Origin of the sequence: Streptomyces sp. AJS327 (assembly GCF_013450295.1) — a bacterium.
GTDB lineage: Bacteria > Actinomycetota > Actinomycetes > Streptomycetales > Streptomycetaceae > Streptomyces.
The window spans coordinates 506,267-523,879 of sequence record NZ_SKBR01000004.1 but is presented as its reverse complement, the minus strand read 5'-3'; the positions used below and the strand labels follow the sequence as shown (position 1 = coordinate 523,879).

At 74.3% G+C, this 17,613-nt stretch carries 16 protein-coding genes; 13 read left to right on the top strand and 3 right to left on the bottom strand.

Annotated elements, in window-relative coordinates; genetic code table 11:
- Positions 1-80 precede the first annotated feature (80 nt).
- Both radA and disA read left to right on the top strand, forming a co-directional pair.
- Complete coding sequence (gene radA, locus E0L36_RS24075; RefSeq protein WP_180931365.1) at positions 81-1,469, top strand: DNA repair protein RadA; 1,389 nt, start codon at positions 81-83, stop codon at positions 1,467-1,469.
- A gap of 61 nt (positions 1,470-1,530) precedes the next feature.
- Complete coding sequence (gene disA / locus E0L36_RS24070) at positions 1,531-2,667, top strand: DNA integrity scanning diadenylate cyclase DisA (RefSeq protein WP_180931364.1); 1,137 nt, start codon at positions 1,531-1,533, stop codon at positions 2,665-2,667.
- A 50-nt stretch (positions 2,668-2,717) separates the two neighbouring features.
- On the opposite strand, the gene E0L36_RS24065 is transcribed toward disA, so the two are convergent.
- Positions 2,718-3,536, bottom strand: coding sequence for a hypothetical protein (locus tag E0L36_RS24065; RefSeq protein ID WP_180931363.1), 819 nt, complete (start codon positions 3,534-3,536; stop codon positions 2,718-2,720).
- 382 nt (positions 3,537-3,918) lie between these two features.
- Between E0L36_RS24065 and E0L36_RS24060 the strand changes: the two genes are divergently transcribed.
- The 5 genes from E0L36_RS24060 to E0L36_RS24040 all read left to right on the top strand — a co-directional run bounded on the left by E0L36_RS24060 (position 3,919) and on the right by E0L36_RS24040 (position 8,853).
- Positions 3,919-4,827 (top strand): A/G-specific adenine glycosylase, encoded by a 909-nt coding sequence (locus tag E0L36_RS24060; RefSeq protein ID WP_180931362.1) that lies wholly within the window; start codon positions 3,919-3,921, stop codon positions 4,825-4,827.
- A gap of 258 nt (positions 4,828-5,085) precedes the next feature.
- Positions 5,086-5,592, top strand: a complete 507-nt coding sequence (locus E0L36_RS24055) for a SigE family RNA polymerase sigma factor (RefSeq protein ID WP_180931361.1) — start codon at positions 5,086-5,088, stop codon at positions 5,590-5,592.
- The gene (locus E0L36_RS24050; RefSeq protein ID WP_180931360.1) at positions 5,580-6,332 is read left to right on the top strand and encodes a hypothetical protein; all 753 of its coding nucleotides are present in this window, start codon (positions 5,580-5,582) and stop codon (positions 6,330-6,332) included. The genes E0L36_RS24055 and E0L36_RS24050 overlap by 13 nt, the downstream gene beginning before the upstream one ends.
- Before the next feature lie 327 nt (positions 6,333-6,659).
- A complete protein-coding gene (gene cseB, locus E0L36_RS24045; RefSeq protein WP_180931359.1) occupies positions 6,660-7,358 on the top strand; it encodes a two-component system response regulator CseB in 699 nt (232 codons plus the stop codon).
- Between the two features lie 40 nt (positions 7,359-7,398).
- Positions 7,399-8,853, top strand: a complete 1,455-nt coding sequence (locus tag E0L36_RS24040) for a HAMP domain-containing sensor histidine kinase (protein WP_180931358.1) — start codon at positions 7,399-7,401, stop codon at positions 8,851-8,853.
- A gap of 289 nt (positions 8,854-9,142) precedes the next feature.
- Here the strand turns inward: E0L36_RS24040 and E0L36_RS24035 are convergent, their stop codons facing one another.
- Positions 9,143-9,835: a M23 family metallopeptidase gene (locus tag E0L36_RS24035; protein ID WP_180931357.1), complete on the bottom strand. Its 693-nt coding sequence runs from the start codon at positions 9,833-9,835 to the stop codon at positions 9,143-9,145.
- A gap of 952 nt (positions 9,836-10,787) precedes the next feature.
- Here E0L36_RS24035 and E0L36_RS24030 point away from each other — a divergent pair.
- Positions 10,788-11,261: a Fur family transcriptional regulator gene (locus E0L36_RS24030; protein WP_180931356.1), complete on the top strand. Its 474-nt coding sequence runs from the start codon at positions 10,788-10,790 to the stop codon at positions 11,259-11,261.
- Positions 11,262-11,514: 253 nt separating this feature from the next.
- Positions 11,515-12,492, top strand: coding sequence for a folate-binding protein YgfZ (locus tag E0L36_RS24025; RefSeq protein WP_180931355.1), 978 nt, complete (start codon positions 11,515-11,517; stop codon positions 12,490-12,492).
- Between the two features lie 309 nt (positions 12,493-12,801).
- On the opposite strand, the gene dtd is transcribed toward E0L36_RS24025, so the two are convergent.
- The gene (gene dtd / locus E0L36_RS24020) at positions 12,802-13,227 is read right to left on the bottom strand and encodes a D-aminoacyl-tRNA deacylase (protein ID WP_180931354.1); all 426 of its coding nucleotides are present in this window, start codon (positions 13,225-13,227) and stop codon (positions 12,802-12,804) included.
- Positions 13,228-13,751: 524 nt separating this feature from the next.
- Between dtd and E0L36_RS24015 the strand changes: the two genes are divergently transcribed.
- The 4 genes from E0L36_RS24015 to E0L36_RS24000 all read left to right on the top strand — a co-directional run bounded on the left by E0L36_RS24015 (position 13,752) and on the right by E0L36_RS24000 (position 17,544).
- Entirely contained in the window at positions 13,752-14,324 is a 573-nt protein-coding gene (locus E0L36_RS24015) for an ABC transporter substrate-binding protein (RefSeq protein ID WP_180931353.1), read from the top strand.
- Positions 14,325-14,556: 232 nt separating this feature from the next.
- Complete coding sequence (locus E0L36_RS24010; protein ID WP_180931352.1) at positions 14,557-15,546, top strand: asparaginase; 990 nt, start codon at positions 14,557-14,559, stop codon at positions 15,544-15,546.
- Positions 15,547-15,645: 99 nt separating this feature from the next.
- Entirely contained in the window at positions 15,646-16,896 is a 1,251-nt protein-coding gene (locus E0L36_RS24005) for a GNAT family N-acetyltransferase (RefSeq protein ID WP_180931351.1), read from the top strand.
- A gap of 219 nt (positions 16,897-17,115) precedes the next feature.
- Positions 17,116-17,544: an ankyrin repeat domain-containing protein gene (locus tag E0L36_RS24000; protein WP_180931350.1), complete on the top strand. Its 429-nt coding sequence runs from the start codon at positions 17,116-17,118 to the stop codon at positions 17,542-17,544.
- Positions 17,545-17,613 lie beyond the last annotated feature (69 nt).

The following is a 17,613-nucleotide window of genomic DNA, read 5'->3' as shown; positions in this document are numbered from 1 at the left end:
GGGGCGTCTCACGCACCGTGGGCGCCCCCGCGTGGGAGGGCCGATCGGCGGTGTCGGCGGGCGGCTATACGGTGACGGGCATGGCTGCCCGTAAACCGTCCGGCAAGGATCGCCCCAGTTACCGCTGCACGGAGTGTGGTTGGCAGACCGCGAAGTGGCTCGGCCGCTGCCCGGAGTGTCAGGCGTGGGGAACCGTGGAGGAGCAGGGTGGCGCACCCGCCGTGCGCACCACGGCCCCGGGGCGGGTCACCACCTCGGCGCTGCCCATCGGCCAGGTCGACGGGCAGCAGGCGGAGGCGCGCGGCACCGGCGTCCCGGAGCTGGACCGGGTCCTGGGCGGGGGGCTGGTGCCGGGCGCGGTCGCGCTGCTGGCGGGCGAGCCGGGGGTGGGCAAGTCGACGCTGCTGCTGGACGTGGCGGCCAAGGCCGCCGGCCCGGACCATCGCACGCTCTACGTCACGGGTGAGGAGTCGGCGGGTCAGGTGCGGCTGCGTGCCGACCGGATCGGGGCGATCAGCGACCACCTGTACCTCACGGCGGAGACCGATCTCGCCGCGGTCCTGGCCCATCTGGACGAGGTGAAGCCCGCACTCCTGGTCCTCGACTCGGTGCAGACCGTCGCGTCCCCGGAGATCGACGGTGCCCCGGGCGGTATCGCGCAGGTCCGCGAGGTGGCGGGCGCCCTGATCCGTGCCTCCAAGGAGCGCGGGATGGCCACCCTGCTGGTCGGGCACGTCACCAAGGACGGCGCCATCGCGGGCCCGCGGCTGCTGGAGCACCTGGTCGACGTGGTGCTGCACTTCGAGGGCGACCGGCACGCGCGGCTCCGCCTGGTGCGCGGCGTCAAGAACCGCTACGGCACGACGGACGAGGTGGGCTGCTTCGAACTGCACGACGAGGGCATCACCGGGCTGGCCGACCCGTCCGGCCTGTTCCTGACCCGCCGGGCCGAGCCGGTCCCCGGCACCTGCCTCACCGTGACCCTGGAGGGCAAGCGCCCGCTGGTGGCCGAGGTGCAGGCGCTGACGGTGGACAGCCAGATTCCCTCGCCCCGGCGCACCACCTCCGGGCTGGAGAACTCCCGGGTCTCGATGATGCTGGCGGTGCTGGAGCAGCGTGGCCGGATCAAGGCACTGGGCAAGTGCGACATCTACAGCGCGACCGTGGGCGGGGTGCGCCTCTCGGAACCGGCGGCGGACCTCGCGGTCTCCCTGGCGCTGGCGAGCGCGGCGAGTGACACCCCGCTCCCGCAGAACCTGGTGGCGATCGGGGAGGTCGGCCTGGCCGGGGAGGTCCGCAGGGTGACGGGGGTGCAGCGCCGGCTGGCGGAGGCGGCCCGGCTGGGCTTCAGCCACGCGCTGGTGCCGGCGGATCCCGGGCGGATTCCGGAGGGGATGCGGGTGCTGGAGGTCGCGGACGTGGGAGAGGCCCTGCGGGTGCTGCCCGCTCGCACCGCGCGGGGCGGCTGACGCCGCCGGTAGACTTTGGCCTGGTCTCGCCCGTCAACACCCGCACGACCGAAGGAGTGCAGTGGCAGCCAACGACCGGGCAGCTGTTCCCGCCAGGGCCGGTGGGAGTCCCGGCGCCGGTAGCGAGCGCCTGATGCGCGCCTCCCTGAGCGCCGTCGCACCGGGTACCGCGCTGCGTGACGGCCTCGAACGCGTGTTGCGCGGCAACACCGGCGGACTCATCGTGCTGGGCATGGACCGCACGGTCGAGGCGCTGTGCACCGGCGGTTTCGTCCTGGACGTGGACTTCAGCGCGACCCGGCTGCGCGAACTGTGCAAGCTGGACGGTGCGCTGATCCTCGACCGGGACATCGCCAAGATCGTCCGTGCCGGGGTGCAGCTCGTCCCGGACGCCTCCATCGAGACCGAGGAGACCGGCACCCGGCACCGCACCGCGCAGCGGGTCTCGATCCAGACGGGGTTCCCCGTGGTGTCGGTCAGCCAGTCGATGCGGCTGATCGCGCTGTACGTCGACGGTCAGCGGCGGGTTCTGGAGGACTCCGCCGCGATCCTGTCCCGGGCCAACCAGGCGCTGGCCACGCTGGAGCGGTACAAGCTCCGGCTGGACGAGGTGGCGGGCACCCTCTCGGCCCTGGAGATCGAGGATCTGGTGACGGTCCGTGACGTCACCGCGGTCGCGCAACGACTGGAGATGGTGCGCCGCATCGCCACGGAGATCGCGGAGTACGTCGTGGAGTTGGGCACCGACGGCCGTCTGCTCTCCCTCCAGCTGGACGAGCTGATCGCCGGTGTCGAGCCGGAGCGTGAACTCGTCGTCCGGGACTACGTCCCGCAGACCGGCGGTTCCGGCCGCCGTACCCGCAGCGTGCCGGAGGCGCTCGGCGATCTCGACCGGCTGACCCACCCGGAGCTGCTGGAACTCCCCACCGTCGCGCGGGCCCTGGGGTACAGCGGCGCACCGGAGACGCTCGACTCGGCGGTGTCACCACGTGGCTTCCGGCTGCTGGCGAAGGTGCCGCGGCTGCCCGGCACCGTGATCGACCGGCTCGTGGAGCACTTCGGCGGGCTACAGAAGCTGCTGGCCGCGAGCGTCGACGACCTCCAGACCGTGGAGGGCGTGGGCGAGGCGCGGGCCCGCTCGGTGCGCGAGGGCCTCTCCCGACTCGCCGAGTCGTCCATCCTGGAGCGGTACGTCTGACGCTCTGACCGCACCGACGACCGCGCTCCCGGGCGGCGTCGGCGCGGGGGTCAGCCGCCGAGCGTGAAGGAGCCGCGGGCGGCGGACAGCCCCTTCGGTTTGGCCTTCACCTCGTACTTCCCGGCGGACACCGGGGACGGCGAGTCTCCGCACTTCGCGGGGCTGGCGACGCGGTGCCACTCGAAGGTGTGCCGCGTCTCGTCCTCCGCCGGGACCCGCACCCGGTACGGCGTGGCGTCGCTCGCGCAGTCGTCCGAGGCCCAGACCTTCCGGTCGTCGGAGTCGGTGACCGTCACGACGGTGGCCTCCGGCCCGAGGTCGATGAGGCAGGCCGCGTCGCCCGTGTTCTTGGCGGTGAGTTCCAGGGTGGGCCGCTCGTCCGCGTCGTACTTCTTCTTCACGCTGCGCAGGCTGAGGGTGACGTCCGGGGACTCGCAGGCGGGCAGGCCGCTGCCCGCCGGAACGCCCTTCCCGGAACCCCCGCCCGAACCGCCGCTCTCGCTGCCCGGGTTGGCCTCGGACCAGCCCGAACCGCCCTCGGTGCCCGAGCCCTTGCCGTCCGCGCCGTCCTCGTCGTCCGTGCCGGAGCCGCCCGAGCCGTCCTGGTCGCCGTCCTCCGCCTCGTCCCGGCCGCCGGGACGGTCGCTGATCGCGGGTCCGGAGTCGGACGGGCCGGGGGTGATGGTGCTGGGCGGGGCGTTGCCCCCGCCGCCCTGGCCCTGTTCGCCGGAGGTGTTCTCGTCTCCCCCGAAGCTGAAGGCCCAGACGACCAGGAGGACCAGGAGCACGAGGATGGCAACCGCGACGGTCCTCCGACGCCAGTAGATGGAGGAGGGAAGCGGCCCGATCGGATTGCGCAGAGATCCCACGCGGAAACCTTACGAGACGCCACGGGCCCGACAGACCCGTACCCGCCGCAGAACCGGTCATTGTTGTGATGAGCGGCGGTCGGGGTGCGGTTCGCTCCTCATCGCGCGTACGGTTCCTGCGAGTTCGTCAGTGGACATCCCGCTTATCCCGGATCGTTCGGTACGTCAGCACACGCGCTACTTCGTCCCGATCCCGTCCGGCGTCCCTCCGCCGCGGCGTGCTCCGGCTGGTTCCCGGCCCGTTCCGGTCCCCGCGCACCGGCCCGCGCGGGGGCCGCGGGGCCGGTCGGGCCCGTCGGCTGGTCCGTCCGCGCGGGGCGCGCGAGCCGCGCCGCGTGGCCGTTTCCCAGCCGGGGAACCACGTGCCAGGATCGGTCGTGCCATGACTGCCACCACCGAGAATCACCCCGCCGAGCAGACCGCGCTCGCGCTGCACACACCCGTCGTCGAATGGTTCGCGGAACACGCCCGCGACCTCCCGTGGCGCCGCCCCGAGGCGGGGGCGTGGGGGGTCATGGTCAGCGAGTTCATGCTCCAGCAGACCCCTGTCGCCCGTGTCCTCCCCGTCTACGAACAGTGGCTGCGACAGTGGCCACGCCCAGCCGACCTGGCCGCTGAGGCACCCGGCGAAGCCGTGCGCGCCTGGGGGCGGCTCGGCTACCCGCGCCGAGCGCTCCGGCTGCACGGCGCCGCCGCCGCCATAGCGGAACGGCACGGCGGCGACGTCCCGCGGGAGCACGCCCAGTTGCTCGCGCTGCCCGGCGTCGGCGAGTACACCGCCGCCGCCGTCGCCTCCTTCGCCTACGGACAGCGGCACGCCGTGCTGGACACCAACGTGCGCCGGGTGTTCGCCCGCGCCGTGTCCGGCCAGCAGTTCGCGCCGAACGCGACCACGGCCGCCGAGCGCAAGCTCGCCCGGGCGCTGCTCCCCGAGGACGAGGGGACGGCCGCCAGCTGGGCCGCGGCGACGATGGAGCTGGGCGCGTTGGTGTGCACGGCGCGCAGCCCGGAGTGCGGGCGCTGCCCGATCTCGGGGTCGTGCGCCTGGCGACTCGCGGGGTCGCCGGAGCACACCGGGCAGCCGCGCCGTACCCAGAGCTACGCGGGGACGGACCGGCAGGTCCGGGGCCGGCTGCTGGCCGTGCTGCGGGAGGCGACCGAACCCGTCTCGCAGTCCACGCTGGACCGGGTGTGGCACGAGCCGGTGCAGCGCGCCCGCGCGTTGGACGGGCTGGTCGCCGACGGTCTCGTCGAGCCGCTGGAGGGTGGGGCCTACCGGCTGCCGGGCTGAGGCTGGCTCCGGCGGTCCCTGACACCAGGCCGCTCGTCGTAGGTTCGCGGGGCGCTCCGGTTCACCGAGCCGGGGCGCCCCCTCGTGTGTCCGGTACCGTCCTCCCGGTCCCACCGCCCCACACACGGGCCGCTGTTACACGATCGATGGGTGTTCGACGGCGGACCGAGGGGTTACCGCAGACCGGCTCGCAACACCGTCCTCCTATGTTCTGCCGAGACGATCGGCTCGGAGCGGCGCGTGAACGAGGAGGCGGGCATGGCCACAGAGGTGCTGGATTTCGAGGAGTACGTCCGCACGCGCCACGACGTCCTGCTGCGCAGCGCCCGTCGGCTCATCTCGGACCCGGTTGACGCGCAGGACCTGTTGCAGACCGCGCTCGTGCGGACCTACGGGCACTGGGACGGCATCGCGGACAAGTCGCTGGCGGACGCCTATCTTCGCCGGGTGATGATCAACACCCGTACGGAGTGGTGGCGTTCGCGGCGGCTCCAGGAGGTGCCGACGGAGAACCTCCCCGAGGTCGACAGCGTCGAGGACGGCGCCGAGCAGCGCGCCAACCGGGCGCTGCTGATGGAGGTGCTGACGGTGCTCGCGCCGAAGCAGCGGAGCGTGGTGATCCTGCGGCACTGGGAGCAGATGAGCACCGAGGAGACCGCCCGCGCGCTGGGGATGTCACCGGGCACCGTGAAGAGCACCCTGCACCGCTCGCTGGCGCGGATGCGCGAGGAGTGGGAGCGGAGGGCAGTGGGGTGCGCCGTCTGACCGGGGCTCCGTCCCCGTCCGGACCGTGGCCCGCGGCGCGGCTGACGGCCGGTGTCGCGCTGCTGCTGGCGCTCTCGGGCTGCGCGGGCGGTTCCCACGGGGTGCGGGTGGAGGGCGGTCCGGCCTCGTCAGAGGGTCCGCGCGCCGAGGCGTCCGTGGTGTCGACGGCGCCGCCGGGCAGCCCCCGGTCGCGCTCGGCCGGGCCGGGCTCGGGTCCTGCGGTCACCGACGCGCTGCACCTGGTGCGGAGCGATCCGAAGGTCAGCTCGGAGGTCAAACGGCAGCTGCGCAAGCCGTGTTCGGGCGATCTGTGGCCGGTGAGCGTGGCGTTCGGACGGCTGACGGGAGAGGCGAAGCGGGACGCGGTGGTGAACGTGGTGTCGTGCTCCGACGGCCTGGGGCTGGGCAGCTACGTCTACCGCAAGGACCGCGGCGGCACCTACGAGAACGTCTTCACCCGCGAGGACCGCTCGGTCTTCGCGGAGACCGAGAAGGGCACGCTGATCGTCAGCAAGGCGGTGTACGTGGGCGACGACCCGATGTGCTGCCCGAGCGGCGAGGTGACGACGACGTACCAGTGGCGGGACGACAAGTTCCGCGCGCTGACCCGGCAGTACGCGGACCGCTCGCGGAAGCCCACGCAGTCGGAGAAGCCTCCGCGTGGGCAGCCGGGCGAGAAGCCGCGGCCGAGCACCACCCCCACCCCGCGCCCCGGGTCGGGGGCCGGCTCCGGCGGCTAGGCGCGAGGCGCCCGGGGCGGGCGGATGGGCGGGCGCCGTACCGGTTCGTCCGGCGCTCGGCCGGTTCGGCCGTCCCGTGCCGGTGTGGTTCCCGCGCGGCCGGGCAGGGAAGCCGACGGCCACCGGAACGGGGGTGGCCGGTCGCGGGCCGGTCCGGCCGGGCGGAGGGGCCCGCGCGGGTCCGGGGACGGCCGGGAGGCCCCGGGGACGGCGGGATGCGAGAGTCGGCCTGGGACACCGGCCGCCGGGGCGGACCCGCCCGGGACCACCCGCGGCCGGGCGGCGCCCGGCGGGACGACGTGCGATACGGGAGGCTGACACCGCACCATGGCCGACACCCATGTGCTGTTCGTCGAGGACGACGACGTGATCCGCGAGGCCACCCAGCTCACCCTGGAACGGGACGGCTTCACCGTGACCGCCGCGGGGGACGGACTGGCCGGTCTGGAGCGCTTCCGCGCCCACCGTCCGGACATCGCGCTGCTCGACGTGATGCTGCCGGGGCTGGACGGGGTGAGTCTGTGCCGCCGGATCCGGGACGAGTCCACTGTGCCGGTGATCATGGTGTCGGCGCGGGCCGACGCGATCGACGTGGTCCTCGGCCTGGAGGCCGGAGCCGACGACTACGTGACGAAGCCGTTCGACAGCACCGTGCTGATCGCCCGGATCCGGGCGGTGCTGCGCCGCTTCACGCACGCGGGCGGCGGGCGGGCCGGCGGTCCCGGGGAGGGCGGGGCCGAGTCTCCGCTGCGGTTCGGCGATCTGGAGGTCGACCCGGACGGCATGGAGGTGCTGCGGGGCGGGGAGCCGGTGGCCCTCACCCCGACGGAGATGCGGCTGCTGCTGGAGTTCTCCTCGGCGCCCGGCACCGTCCTCTCCCGTGATCGGCTGCTGGAGCGCGTCTGGGACTACGAGTGGGGCGGTGACACCCGCGTGGTGGACGTCCACGTCCAGCGGTTGCGCGGCAAGATCGGCCCGGACCGGATCGAGACGGTCCGCGGCTTCGGCTACAAGTTGCGGGGCTGACCCGGTGCGGCGTGCGGGCGGTGTCGGCTTCCGCCGGAGCGTGGGCATCCGGTGGAAGCTCAGCGCCGCGATCGCCGTCGTCAGCACGCTGGTGACGCTGGCGCTGAGCATCGTCGTGCACAGCGCCACCCGGCAGTCGATGATCGAGAACAGCCGGGACGTGCAGGACGAGCGGCTCCAGTTCGTCCACCGGGTGTACGACTCGACGGCGCGGGCCCCGTTCGGCGCCAAGGTCGACGACCCGAAGCTGCCGGACCCGTTGCGCAGGGCGGTGGAGAGCGGCGAGCGCGCCACCTACGTGCAGCAGACCGACGGGGCGCCGATCGTCTGGGCCGCGACGCCGCTGGGCGACGGCACCGTGCTGTCGCTGCGCACCCGGTTCACCGACAGCTACCCCGTGCTCGCCGACCTCGACCGGGCCCTGGTGATCGGCTCACTCTCCCTGGTGGTGGGCAGCTGCGCGCTGGCCGTCGCGCTCGGCGGCCAGCTCTCCCGGCGGCTGCGCAAGGCCGCGCAGGCCGCGGGGGAGGTGGCCGCGGGCGAGACCAGCGTCCGGGTGCGGGAGGCGGTCGGCGCCCGCGTGCGGGACGAGACGGACGAGCTGGCCGGTGCCGTCGACGCGATGGCCGACGCGCTCCAGGGGCGGCTGGAGGCCGAGCGCCGGGTGACCGCCGATATCGCGCACGAGCTGCGCACCCCCGTCACGGGGCTGCTCACCGCGGCCGAGCTGCTGCCGCCCGGGCGGCCGACCGAGCTGGTCCGGGACCGGGCGCAGGCGCTGCGGCAGTTGGTGGAGGACGTGCTGGAGGTGGCGCGGCTGGACGGGGTGGCCGAGCGGGCCGACCTCCAGGAGGTGCGGCTCGGGCTCTTCGTACCGCGCCGGGTGCGGGCGCACACCCCGGACGCGGTGGTACGGGTCACGGAGGACGCCACGGTGTGGACCGACCCCCGACGGCTGGAGCGGATCCTCGGCAACCTGCTGGGCAACGCGGCGCGCTACGGGCGTCCGCCGGTGGAGGTCACCGTCGACGGCCGCACCCTGCGGGTCCGGGACCACGGGCCCGGCTTCCCCGCCGCGCTGCTCGCGGACGGGCCGAGCCGCTTCCGGACCGGCAGCCGCGACCGCTCCGGCCGGGGGCACGGTCTGGGGCTGACCATCGCGGCCGGTCAGGCCCGGGTCCTGGGCGCCGAGCTGGCGCTGTACAACGCGGATGAGACGGGCGCCACCGCGAGCGGCGACCCGTCGCACGGCGCCAGCGACACCGCCGGGCCGGACACCCCCGGCGAGCCCGGGACGGACGGGACAGACAAGATCGACAAGGCGGACGGGACGGGCGGGGCGAGGCCAGATGGCGGGGCGGACGCGGACGGGCCGCCGACCGAGGACGGCGGCGGCGCGATCGCGGAGCTGCGGCTCCCGGTCACGGCGCCCAGCGAACCGCCGGGCACCCCGCCGGGCGGCGTCCCCATGATCCGCGACCCCGAGACCAGCTGACCCCGGTACCGGACCGCGAACCGCCGACCGGCACAGGCGCAGGCGCGACACAGCCACCGGCATACCGGACCGGCGAACGGCGCCGCCGTCCGGGCGGAGGGGCCGGGGGCCGGACACACGTCCGGCGGCCGTGGCAGAGCCTCGGCCGCCGGTGGACGGGGACACGATCCGGCGCCGTTGCCGGATCGTGGATCAGCGGAACGCCGGGGGGGCGGTTCGCCTGTGTTGTGTGGTGCGGAGTGGTCCGCGTCACCTCGGGACGCGTCCCGGAGCCGTGCGGCTCAGCGGGTCACAGCTTCACGCCGAGGTCCTTCAGCTGGGGCACCGGGTCCTTGCCGGAACCGTAGTCGGGGGTGGTCCGCAGCTCGAAGTGCAGGTGCGGCCCAGAGGAGTTACCGCTGTTGCCGGACTTACCGATCTCCTGGCCGGTCTTCACCTGCTCGCCCGCGCTGACCTTCACGGAGTCGAGGTGGGCGTACTGCGAGTACGTGCCGTTGTTGTGCTTGACCACGACGGCGTTGCCGTAAGCGGCACCGTCGCCACCGCCGTTACCGCCCGCCTTCACGACCGTGCCCTTGTGCACGGACTTCACGGGGGTACCGGTCGGCACACCGAAGTCCTGGCCGGAGTGGCCGCTCTGCCAGCGGTCACCGCTGTTGCCGAAGGAGGCGGTCAGCTCGTAGTCGCCGGATATCGGCGAGACCCAGGACTTGGCCTTGCGCTTCTCCGCGCGGTCGGCCCGCTCCTTCTTCTCCGCCGCACGCTCCTTGGCCTGCTTCCGGGCGTCGACGGCCTCGTTCTGCTGGTCGGACTGACCCTGCGTGGCGGCGGCGAGCTGCTTCGCGGTGCCGGTCGCGAAGGCGTCAACGCCCCCATCCCCACCGGCGGCGAGCGCCACGCCCGTGCCAACGGCCACCGAGAGCCCGAATCCGCTCGCGAGGACGGCGGCCTTGGTACGACGGTTCGTGGTGATCTTCGACATGTGGGTTCTACCTCCGATGTCTGGGTGACTCCCTGCTTCCGTTCTCAGGAAGTGGGGCCATTGGTAACCCCCACACATCCGGACCATCAAGCATGTGACGTACTATCCCGGGCAGTACTCACCACGACGGACATTGACCAATTTGTCCGTTATTGGAATCTCCTTCGGGAGAGGCGCCGCCGGTTCGCCTCGCCACCCCGATCCCGCGCCCTCCTAAACCCGTTCGTAGACCCGAGTTGATCTGTGCGGCAGGTCACCGGGGGCACCCCCGCGCGTGTGGCCCGGGCCACACCGAACGCCCCGGCCGGAGGCGGCACTTCGACCCTCGGTAACGGGAACGCCACCGCCACGGCAGCCCGTCCCCCCTCCCCCGTCGCCCTCCCGCCACCTCTCCCCCAGGCACCTCCCCTGGCGCCTCTCTCCCCCAGGCGGTCCTCCCGCCCCGCGTCCGGCCGCCCCGGACCGACGGGCCAGCGACCGATCAGCCCGAGCCCGGGCACCGGGCAGCCCGCGTCCAACGTCCGCGCCCGGGGGAAAGCCCGGGGAAAGGGGAGGAGGGAGAGGGCGAGCCGGGACGGAGAGACGGGAGTGAGAGGGAGCGGAGACGGGGCGCGAGGGAGGGGCTGGAGGCAGAAGGAGCGGAAGAGAGGGGAGAGGGAGCGGAGGGACGGAGAAGGGGGAAGGAGGGAAGGAGAAAGGGTGGAGGGAGGAGAAGGGGTGCGGGGAAGAAGGGGTGCGGGGTGGGTGGGGTGGTCGGTGCCGTGGGGCGACGGGCGGGAACGCCACGGGGTGAAGCCGACCGTGGGTGCGCGGACGGTTGGTGCCGTGGCCCTGGGGTGGCGTGGCCCTGGGTGGCGTGGGGCACATCCGGACGGTTCGGGGTCCGGGCCGGGTGGGTCCTGGCGGGTTCGGGCCGGGCGGGGAGGTCGGTGACACCCCATACACTGGGCGTGTGGTAACCACCGACTGGCAGAGCGATCTCAGGGCGCGCGGGTATCGACTCACCCCGCAACGCCAGCTCGTGCTGGAGGCTGTGGACGCGCTGGAGCACTCCACCCCGGAAGAGATCCTCGCGGAGGTCCGCCGCACCGCGAGCGGCGTCAACATCTCGACGGTCTACCGCACGCTGGAGCTGCTGGAGGAGCTGGGCCTGGTCTCCCACGCACACCTCGGGCACGGCGCCCCGACCTACCACCTGGCCGACCGCCACCACCACATGCACCTCGTCTGCCGGGACTGCACCGGGGTGATCGAGGCCGACCTCGCGCTGGCCGAGCCGTTCACCGCGAAGCTGCGGGAGACCTTCGGCTTCGAGACGGACATGAAGCACTTCGCGATCTTCGGCCGCTGCCGGAACTGCGCGGAGGGATCGGCCACCGCCGGTGGCTCCGCCGACCCCACGGCCACCCCGTCCACCGAGGGCTAGCGTCGGGTTCCGGCCGACTCCCGGCGGCGGCTCCGGGCGTTCCCACGGGGCGTGCCCCGGGGACGGCCGCCGGTCCCCCACCCGGAACGCATCCCTCCGCCCGTCGGTGACCAGGCCGGGGACGGGCTGTCCGCCGGTCCTCACCGACCGTCAACAGCAGGGGGCGGGCCGGTGGTTGAGACCGCCGGGCGGCGGGGGAGACGGACTGCCGAGCGCCGGCTACGGGGCGCCGACGGCGTCGTAGGCTGGTCGCATGTCCCTCAACAGCCCCCTCCTCTCGCTCCCGGGCGCCGTTCCCGCCGAAGGTCCGGACGAGGGTGTCGCCGCGCACTACGGCGACCTCTTCCGGGAGCAGCGCGCCCTGGCCGACGGCTCCGGTTTCGTCGACCTCTCCCACCGGGGAGTGGTCACCGTCTCCGGGGACGACCGGCTGTCCTGGCTGCATCTGCTGCTGACGCAGCACGTCAGCGAGCTGCCCGCCGGGCGGGCGACCGAAGCGCTGATCCTCTCGGCCAACGGGCACATCGAGCACGCGCTGTACCTGGTGGACGACGGCGACACGGTCTGGATCCACACCGAGCCGGGCGGCCAGTCCGCGCTGATCGCCTACCTGGAGAGCATGCGCTTCTTCTACCGGGTGGAGATCGCGGACCGTACGGCCGAGTACGCGGTGGTGTACCTGCCCGCGGGCTCCATCGCGGAGAACCCCCCGGAGGCGGTGGTCCGGGAGACGCCCGAGGGCCGGGAGCTGTTCCTGCCGCGCGCGGCGCTGCCCGGGTTCGCGGAGGCCAACGGTCCGGCGATCGGGGTGCTCGCGCACGAGGCGCTGCGGGTCGCGGCCCACCGCCCACGGCACGGCCGGGAGACCGACCACCGCACCATCCCGCACGAGCTGGGCTGGCTGGAAACGGCGGTCCATCTGAACAAGGGCTGCTACCGGGGCCAGGAGACGGTGGCGCGGGTCCACAACCTGGGGAAGCCGCCACGGCGGCTGGTCTTCCTGCACCTGGACGGCAGTGAGGTGCACATCCCGGCGCACGGCGACGGGGTGTGGCTGGCGGAGGACGGTCCGGAGGGGCGGAAGCTCGGCTTCGTCACCACCTCCGCCCGCCACCACGAGCTGGGCCCGATCGCGCTGGCGCTGATCAAGCGGAACGTGCCGGTCGACGCGCACCTGATCGCCGGTCCGGACGCGACGGCCGCGGCCCAGGAGACCGTCGTCCAGCCGTGACCTCGCCGGGCCCGCGCTCGGCCGCACGGCGACCGGGGGCCCGCCACCGGCACGGGACAGCCCCGAACGCCGTCCGGCCCGGAACCGGGACGCACCGGACCACGGAGCCCGGACCTCCGCCCGGCCCCCGGCTCCGCACCGGGCCGGGGCCGCCGCGTCGGCCGCTCCTCCGGCGCCACGTCCGGGGGCTCCAGCGCCCCGCGCCTCCTTGTTCCCGGGCTCGCGCGTCGTTCCCCGGGCTCCGCGCCTCCGGGGTCTCCGCTTCTCCGGGGCCACGCGCCTCCGGCCAGGCCCTCCGGGCGGTCCGGTTCAGACCTCCAGCTGGACGGTGAAGGGGCCGTCGTTCGTCAGCGACACCTTCATGTCGGCGCCGAACCGGCCGGTGGCCACCTCGGCGCCCGCCGCGCGCAGCCGGGCCACCACCTCGTCGACGAGCGGCTCCGCGATCTCGCCCGGCGCCGCCGCGCCCCAGGAGGGCCGACGGCCCTTGCGCGCGTCACCGTAGAGGGTGAACTGGCTGATCACGAGAAGCGGTGCCCCGATGTCCGAACAGGACTTCTCGCCGTCCAGAATCCGCAGCGACCAGAGCTTCCGCGCCAATCGCTCCGCCTGCTCCACGGTGTCCTCGTGGGCGACTCCGACCAGCACACACAGTCCCTCGCCGAAGATCTCCCCGACCGTCTCCCCGTCGACGGTGACCCGCGCCCCGTCGACCCTCTGAACCACTGCTCGCATGCGCCCCATCATGCCCGCCGTCCGGGTGGTGCGGCGGTGCGCGGTGCGGGCACACAGTGGCACCATGCGCTCACGCGGTACGGAATCACTCCAACCGCGACGAAAGCAGACCGTAGGGAAAGTAAGCACAGCAAGCGCTGGAAGTGCACATCAGCACAACAAGCGGCGTACGCCTGACAGCGCGGCAAGGGCCACATAGCGTGGCATAGGTCACCAAAGCCCGGCCCCACCGGCCCGGACCGGGGTTCGGGGGCGTTCCCAGCGCTCCGGAAACCCACCGTCCGGCGGCCGCCCGTCCTCCGAGGCGCGGCGGTCCTCCCCGGAACCGGGGCGGGTGGCGCGGGGTGGCGCGAGGCGTCGCCCGGTGTGGCGCCGCCCCGGCGGCGGGAGCGCCCCGTCCGTGTCGGGCGGAGCGTCGCGCGGTGGTGTGGCCTGGTGGCGCGCGGACGGCGGGCGGTCTCGGGTGCGGTGCACGTCCAGCGGTGGCTGGTGCGGATCCAGAGGGGACGAGGGGAAGACGCGTCATGAGCACAGCCGAAGCCGGTCCTTCGCGGCCAGGGGGTTGCCACCGGCATGGGACACCCGAGCGGGAGGAGGCGGGGCCGCTCGGCGAGCCCGTCCAGCCCCCGCTGCACGGGCTGAGTCTGCCGGAGCTGCGCTCGATGCGGCGCTTCGCCCAGCAGCAGGAGGCCGACCTCAGCTACGTGCGGCGGCTGCTCCAGGGCCGGATCGACATCCTCCGCGCCGAGCTGGAGCTTCGGACGGTGCCGGGTTCCCGCTTACTGGAGCTGCTACCGAAGATCCTTGCCGACGGGCCGTCCCGGCACCGCTCCTCGGCCCGCCACGTCACGCTCGGCACCCCGCGCAGCGCGGAGTGCCGGGAGCTGGCCGACGCCATGCTCTCCGAGGTGGAGCTGAGCGATCTCGCCGCCCGGACGGACTCCGAGTTGTACGAGGCGATGCGGCATCTGGTCCGCTGCGAGCGGCAGGTCTCCCAGCACCGGCACTCGCTCCAGCGGACGGCGGACGGCTGCGGCAAGGAGATCGCGCACCGCTACCGGGCCGGGGAGGCCCAGGTGGACGACCTGCTGCCGTGACTGTGCCGCGCGGCGCGCGGGCCGGTCGGCACCCCCGTGGCGCGCCGTCACGGGGTCCGGGCCCGGGCGCCGGGGGCCGCGCGCGGGTGCCCGACCCGGCCGGGGAGGCCCGGTGTGCTCTGGGGCCGGCGTACGCGCGGGGCTACCGTGAGACGTCCTCGTACCCACGGGAACGGCGGTGCCTCACCGGGTCCCGCCTCTCCCCCGTGGCCTCCGCTACCGGAAGGCTCCGATGCCCACCCCCGTCTCCTCGGATCCCGCCGTCTCCGCTCTCCACCCGAGCCCGCACCCGGTGCTCGCCGAGGTGGTGCGCTCCGGTTTCGTCGAGGGGCTGCACCGTGGCTCCCTGGTCGCGCTGGCCGCCGACGGCGGCGTCGAGTGGTCGCTCGGTGAGGTCGCGGTGCCCGTCTTCCCCCGCTCGACGAACAAGCCGGCCCAGGCCGCCGGGGTGCTGCGGGCCGGGCTGGACCTCGCCGGCGAGCGGCTCGCGCTGGCCGCGGCCAGCCACTCCGGGGAGCGGGTCCACCTGGACCTCGTGCACACCCTGCTGAGCGAGTACGGACTGACCCCGGACGACCTGCGGTGCCCGCCCGCGCTCCCGCTGGACCCGGAGGAGTCCGCGCGCTACCTGGCCGCCGGTCACTCCCCCGCCCGTACCGTCATGGACTGCTCCGGCAAGCACGCGGCGATGCTCGGCGCCTGCCGGGTGAGCGGCTGGCCGCTGGAGAGCTACCTGGAACCCGATCATCCGCTCCAGCGGCTGATCCGCACCACGGTGGAGAACGCGGCGGGTGAGCCCGTCGCCCACACCGGGGTGGACGGCTGCGGCGCCCCGCTGCTGGCCCTCTCGCTGACCGGGATCGCCCGGATGTTCCGTACCGTCGCGCTGGCCGCGCCGGAGACCCCGGAGGGGCGGGTGGCGCGGGCGATGCGGGAGCACCCGCTGTACGTGGCGGGGCGGCGGCGGCACGACACCTGGCTGATGCGGGCGCTGCCGGGCGCGCTGGCGAAGGTCGGCGCCGAGGCGGTGCAGGGGTTCGCGCTGCCGGACGGCCGGGCGCTCGCGCTGAAGCTGGACGACGGCGCGGGCCGGGCGCTCGGGCCGGTGCTGGCCCGGGCGCTGGCGCTGCTGGGGGTGGAGGACCCGGTGCTGGAGCGGGTGGCGGAGGCCCCGGTGCGGGGTGCGGACGGGGTGGTCGGGGCGGTGCGGGCCGCCTTCTGAACCGGGGCGGGGGACGAAACGGTCGGGCCTGGGGCCTGGGGCCTGGGGCGGAGGGAAAATCGCGCGCTTCGGGGCGGGACCGCTGCCTAGCATGCCCCCATGACGCTCGCTGTCCGCACCCTCTCCCCCTCCGACGACCTGCACGACTGGCTGCGTGCCGTGGGCACCGGGTTCCTCCGGGGCCCGGACGTCTCGCCGGAGGAGGTCGTCGCGCGCCGTCCCGGTATCGAACTGGCGCGCACCCAGGGCGCGTACGACGGCGCGCGGTGCGTCGGTACCTTCCGCACCATGCCGCAGCGGCTGACCGTCCCCGGGGGCGGCTCGGTCCCGTCGTGCGCCGTCACCAACGTCACCGTCTCCGCGACGCACCGGCGGCGGGGGCTGCTGAACCGGATGATGACGGGGGCGCTGGACGCCGCGAGGGAGCGAGGGGACGCCCTGGCCTCGCTGATCGCCGCCGAGTACCCGATCTACGGGCGGTACGGCTTCGGCCCGGCCGCCTGGTCCACCGAGTACGCGGTGGAGGTGGCGCGCACCGGGCTCGACAGCCGGTACGCGGGCCCGGACGACGGCGGCCGCGTCGACCTCCTCGATCCGGCCGATGTACCGCCGGTGGGCCGGGAGTTCCACGAACGGTTCAGCGCGCTGCCCGACCGTCAGGGCGTCGTCAGCCGGGACGAGCGGTGGTGGCTGCTGGACACGGGGGAACTCACCTACGAGCCGCCGGGGGGCCACCGCCCCTTCCACGCCGTCTACCGCGACGCGAACGGCACCCCGCAGGGCATGGTCAGCTACTCCTGCGAGAACCGCTGGGAGGCGAAGCTCCCGGAGAACATCTGCACCGTCCGCTGGCTGAACGCGGCCACACCGGCGGCCGAACGCGCGCTGTGGCACTTCGTGCTCGCGATGGACTGGATCGCCACGGTCCGCACCGGGCTGCGCGCCCCGGACGACGTGCTGCCGCTGCTGCTGCCCGACCCGCGCGCCGCCCGGATCATCACCCACGCCGACTTCCTCTGGCTGCGCCCGCTGGACGTTCCCGGGATGCTGGAGGCCCGCGCCTACCCGCTGGAGGCGGCGATCACCCTGGAGGTCGCCGACAAGGACGGCTACGCCGCAGGGCGGTTCCGGCTGGCGGCGGGGCCGGAGGGCGCCGAGTGCCGCCCCACCCGGGAGTCCGCCGATCTCTCCCTGGACGTGGGCGAGTTGGCGCCGCTCTACCTGGGCGACGAGTCGGCCGTCCGGCTGCTGTCCCTCGGGCGGCTGGCGGAGCACCGGCCGGGCGCGGCGGCCCGCGCGGATCTGCTGTTCCGTACCTCGCGCCGCCCCTGGTGCCCGGACGTCTTCTAGTCCCGCTCTCCGGCCCAGGCCGGCGCGCCCGGGCCCGCGCTCCGGAGCGGCCCCGCTCCGGTCCGGGCAGTACGGGCGGGGGCGCCCGGGTGCGCGGCGGCGTGCGCCACCCTCGTCGGCGGGGGTCGGCGGGTGGCCGCGTGGCCGGATCGCGGGGGCGGCGCGCGTCCGTAAGCTGGCGGCTCGTGATCGACAGCGCAGCGACGGAGGACGGTTCCGATGACCGACGCGCCCAGCCCACAGAGTGACGAGCCAGCGCACGACCCCGAGGTGCTGGAACTGGCCCAGCGGATCTTCGACCTGGCGCGGGACGGGGACACCGACACCGTCGCCGCCTACGTCGACGCGGGGGTCCCGGTGAACCTCACCAACGACCGGGGTGACTCGCTGGTCATGCTCGCCGCCTACCACGGTCACGCCGACACGGTGCGGGCGCTGCTGCGTCGCTCGGCGGACCCGGACCGGGCCAACGACCGTGGCCAGACGCCCCTCGCGGGCGCGGTCTTCAAGGGCGAGGACGAGGTGGTCCGGGTGCTGGTGGACGGCGGGGCCAGCCCCACCGCCGGTCAGCCCTCCGCGATCGACACGGCGCGGATGTTCGAGAAGCCGGAGCTGCTGCGGCTCTTCGACGCCCCCGAGGCGGACTGACCGCCCCGGCCCCGGCGCACCGGAGCCAACGACCCGCGAGGCAGGGCGTGTTGGAACACCTGGTGGCGG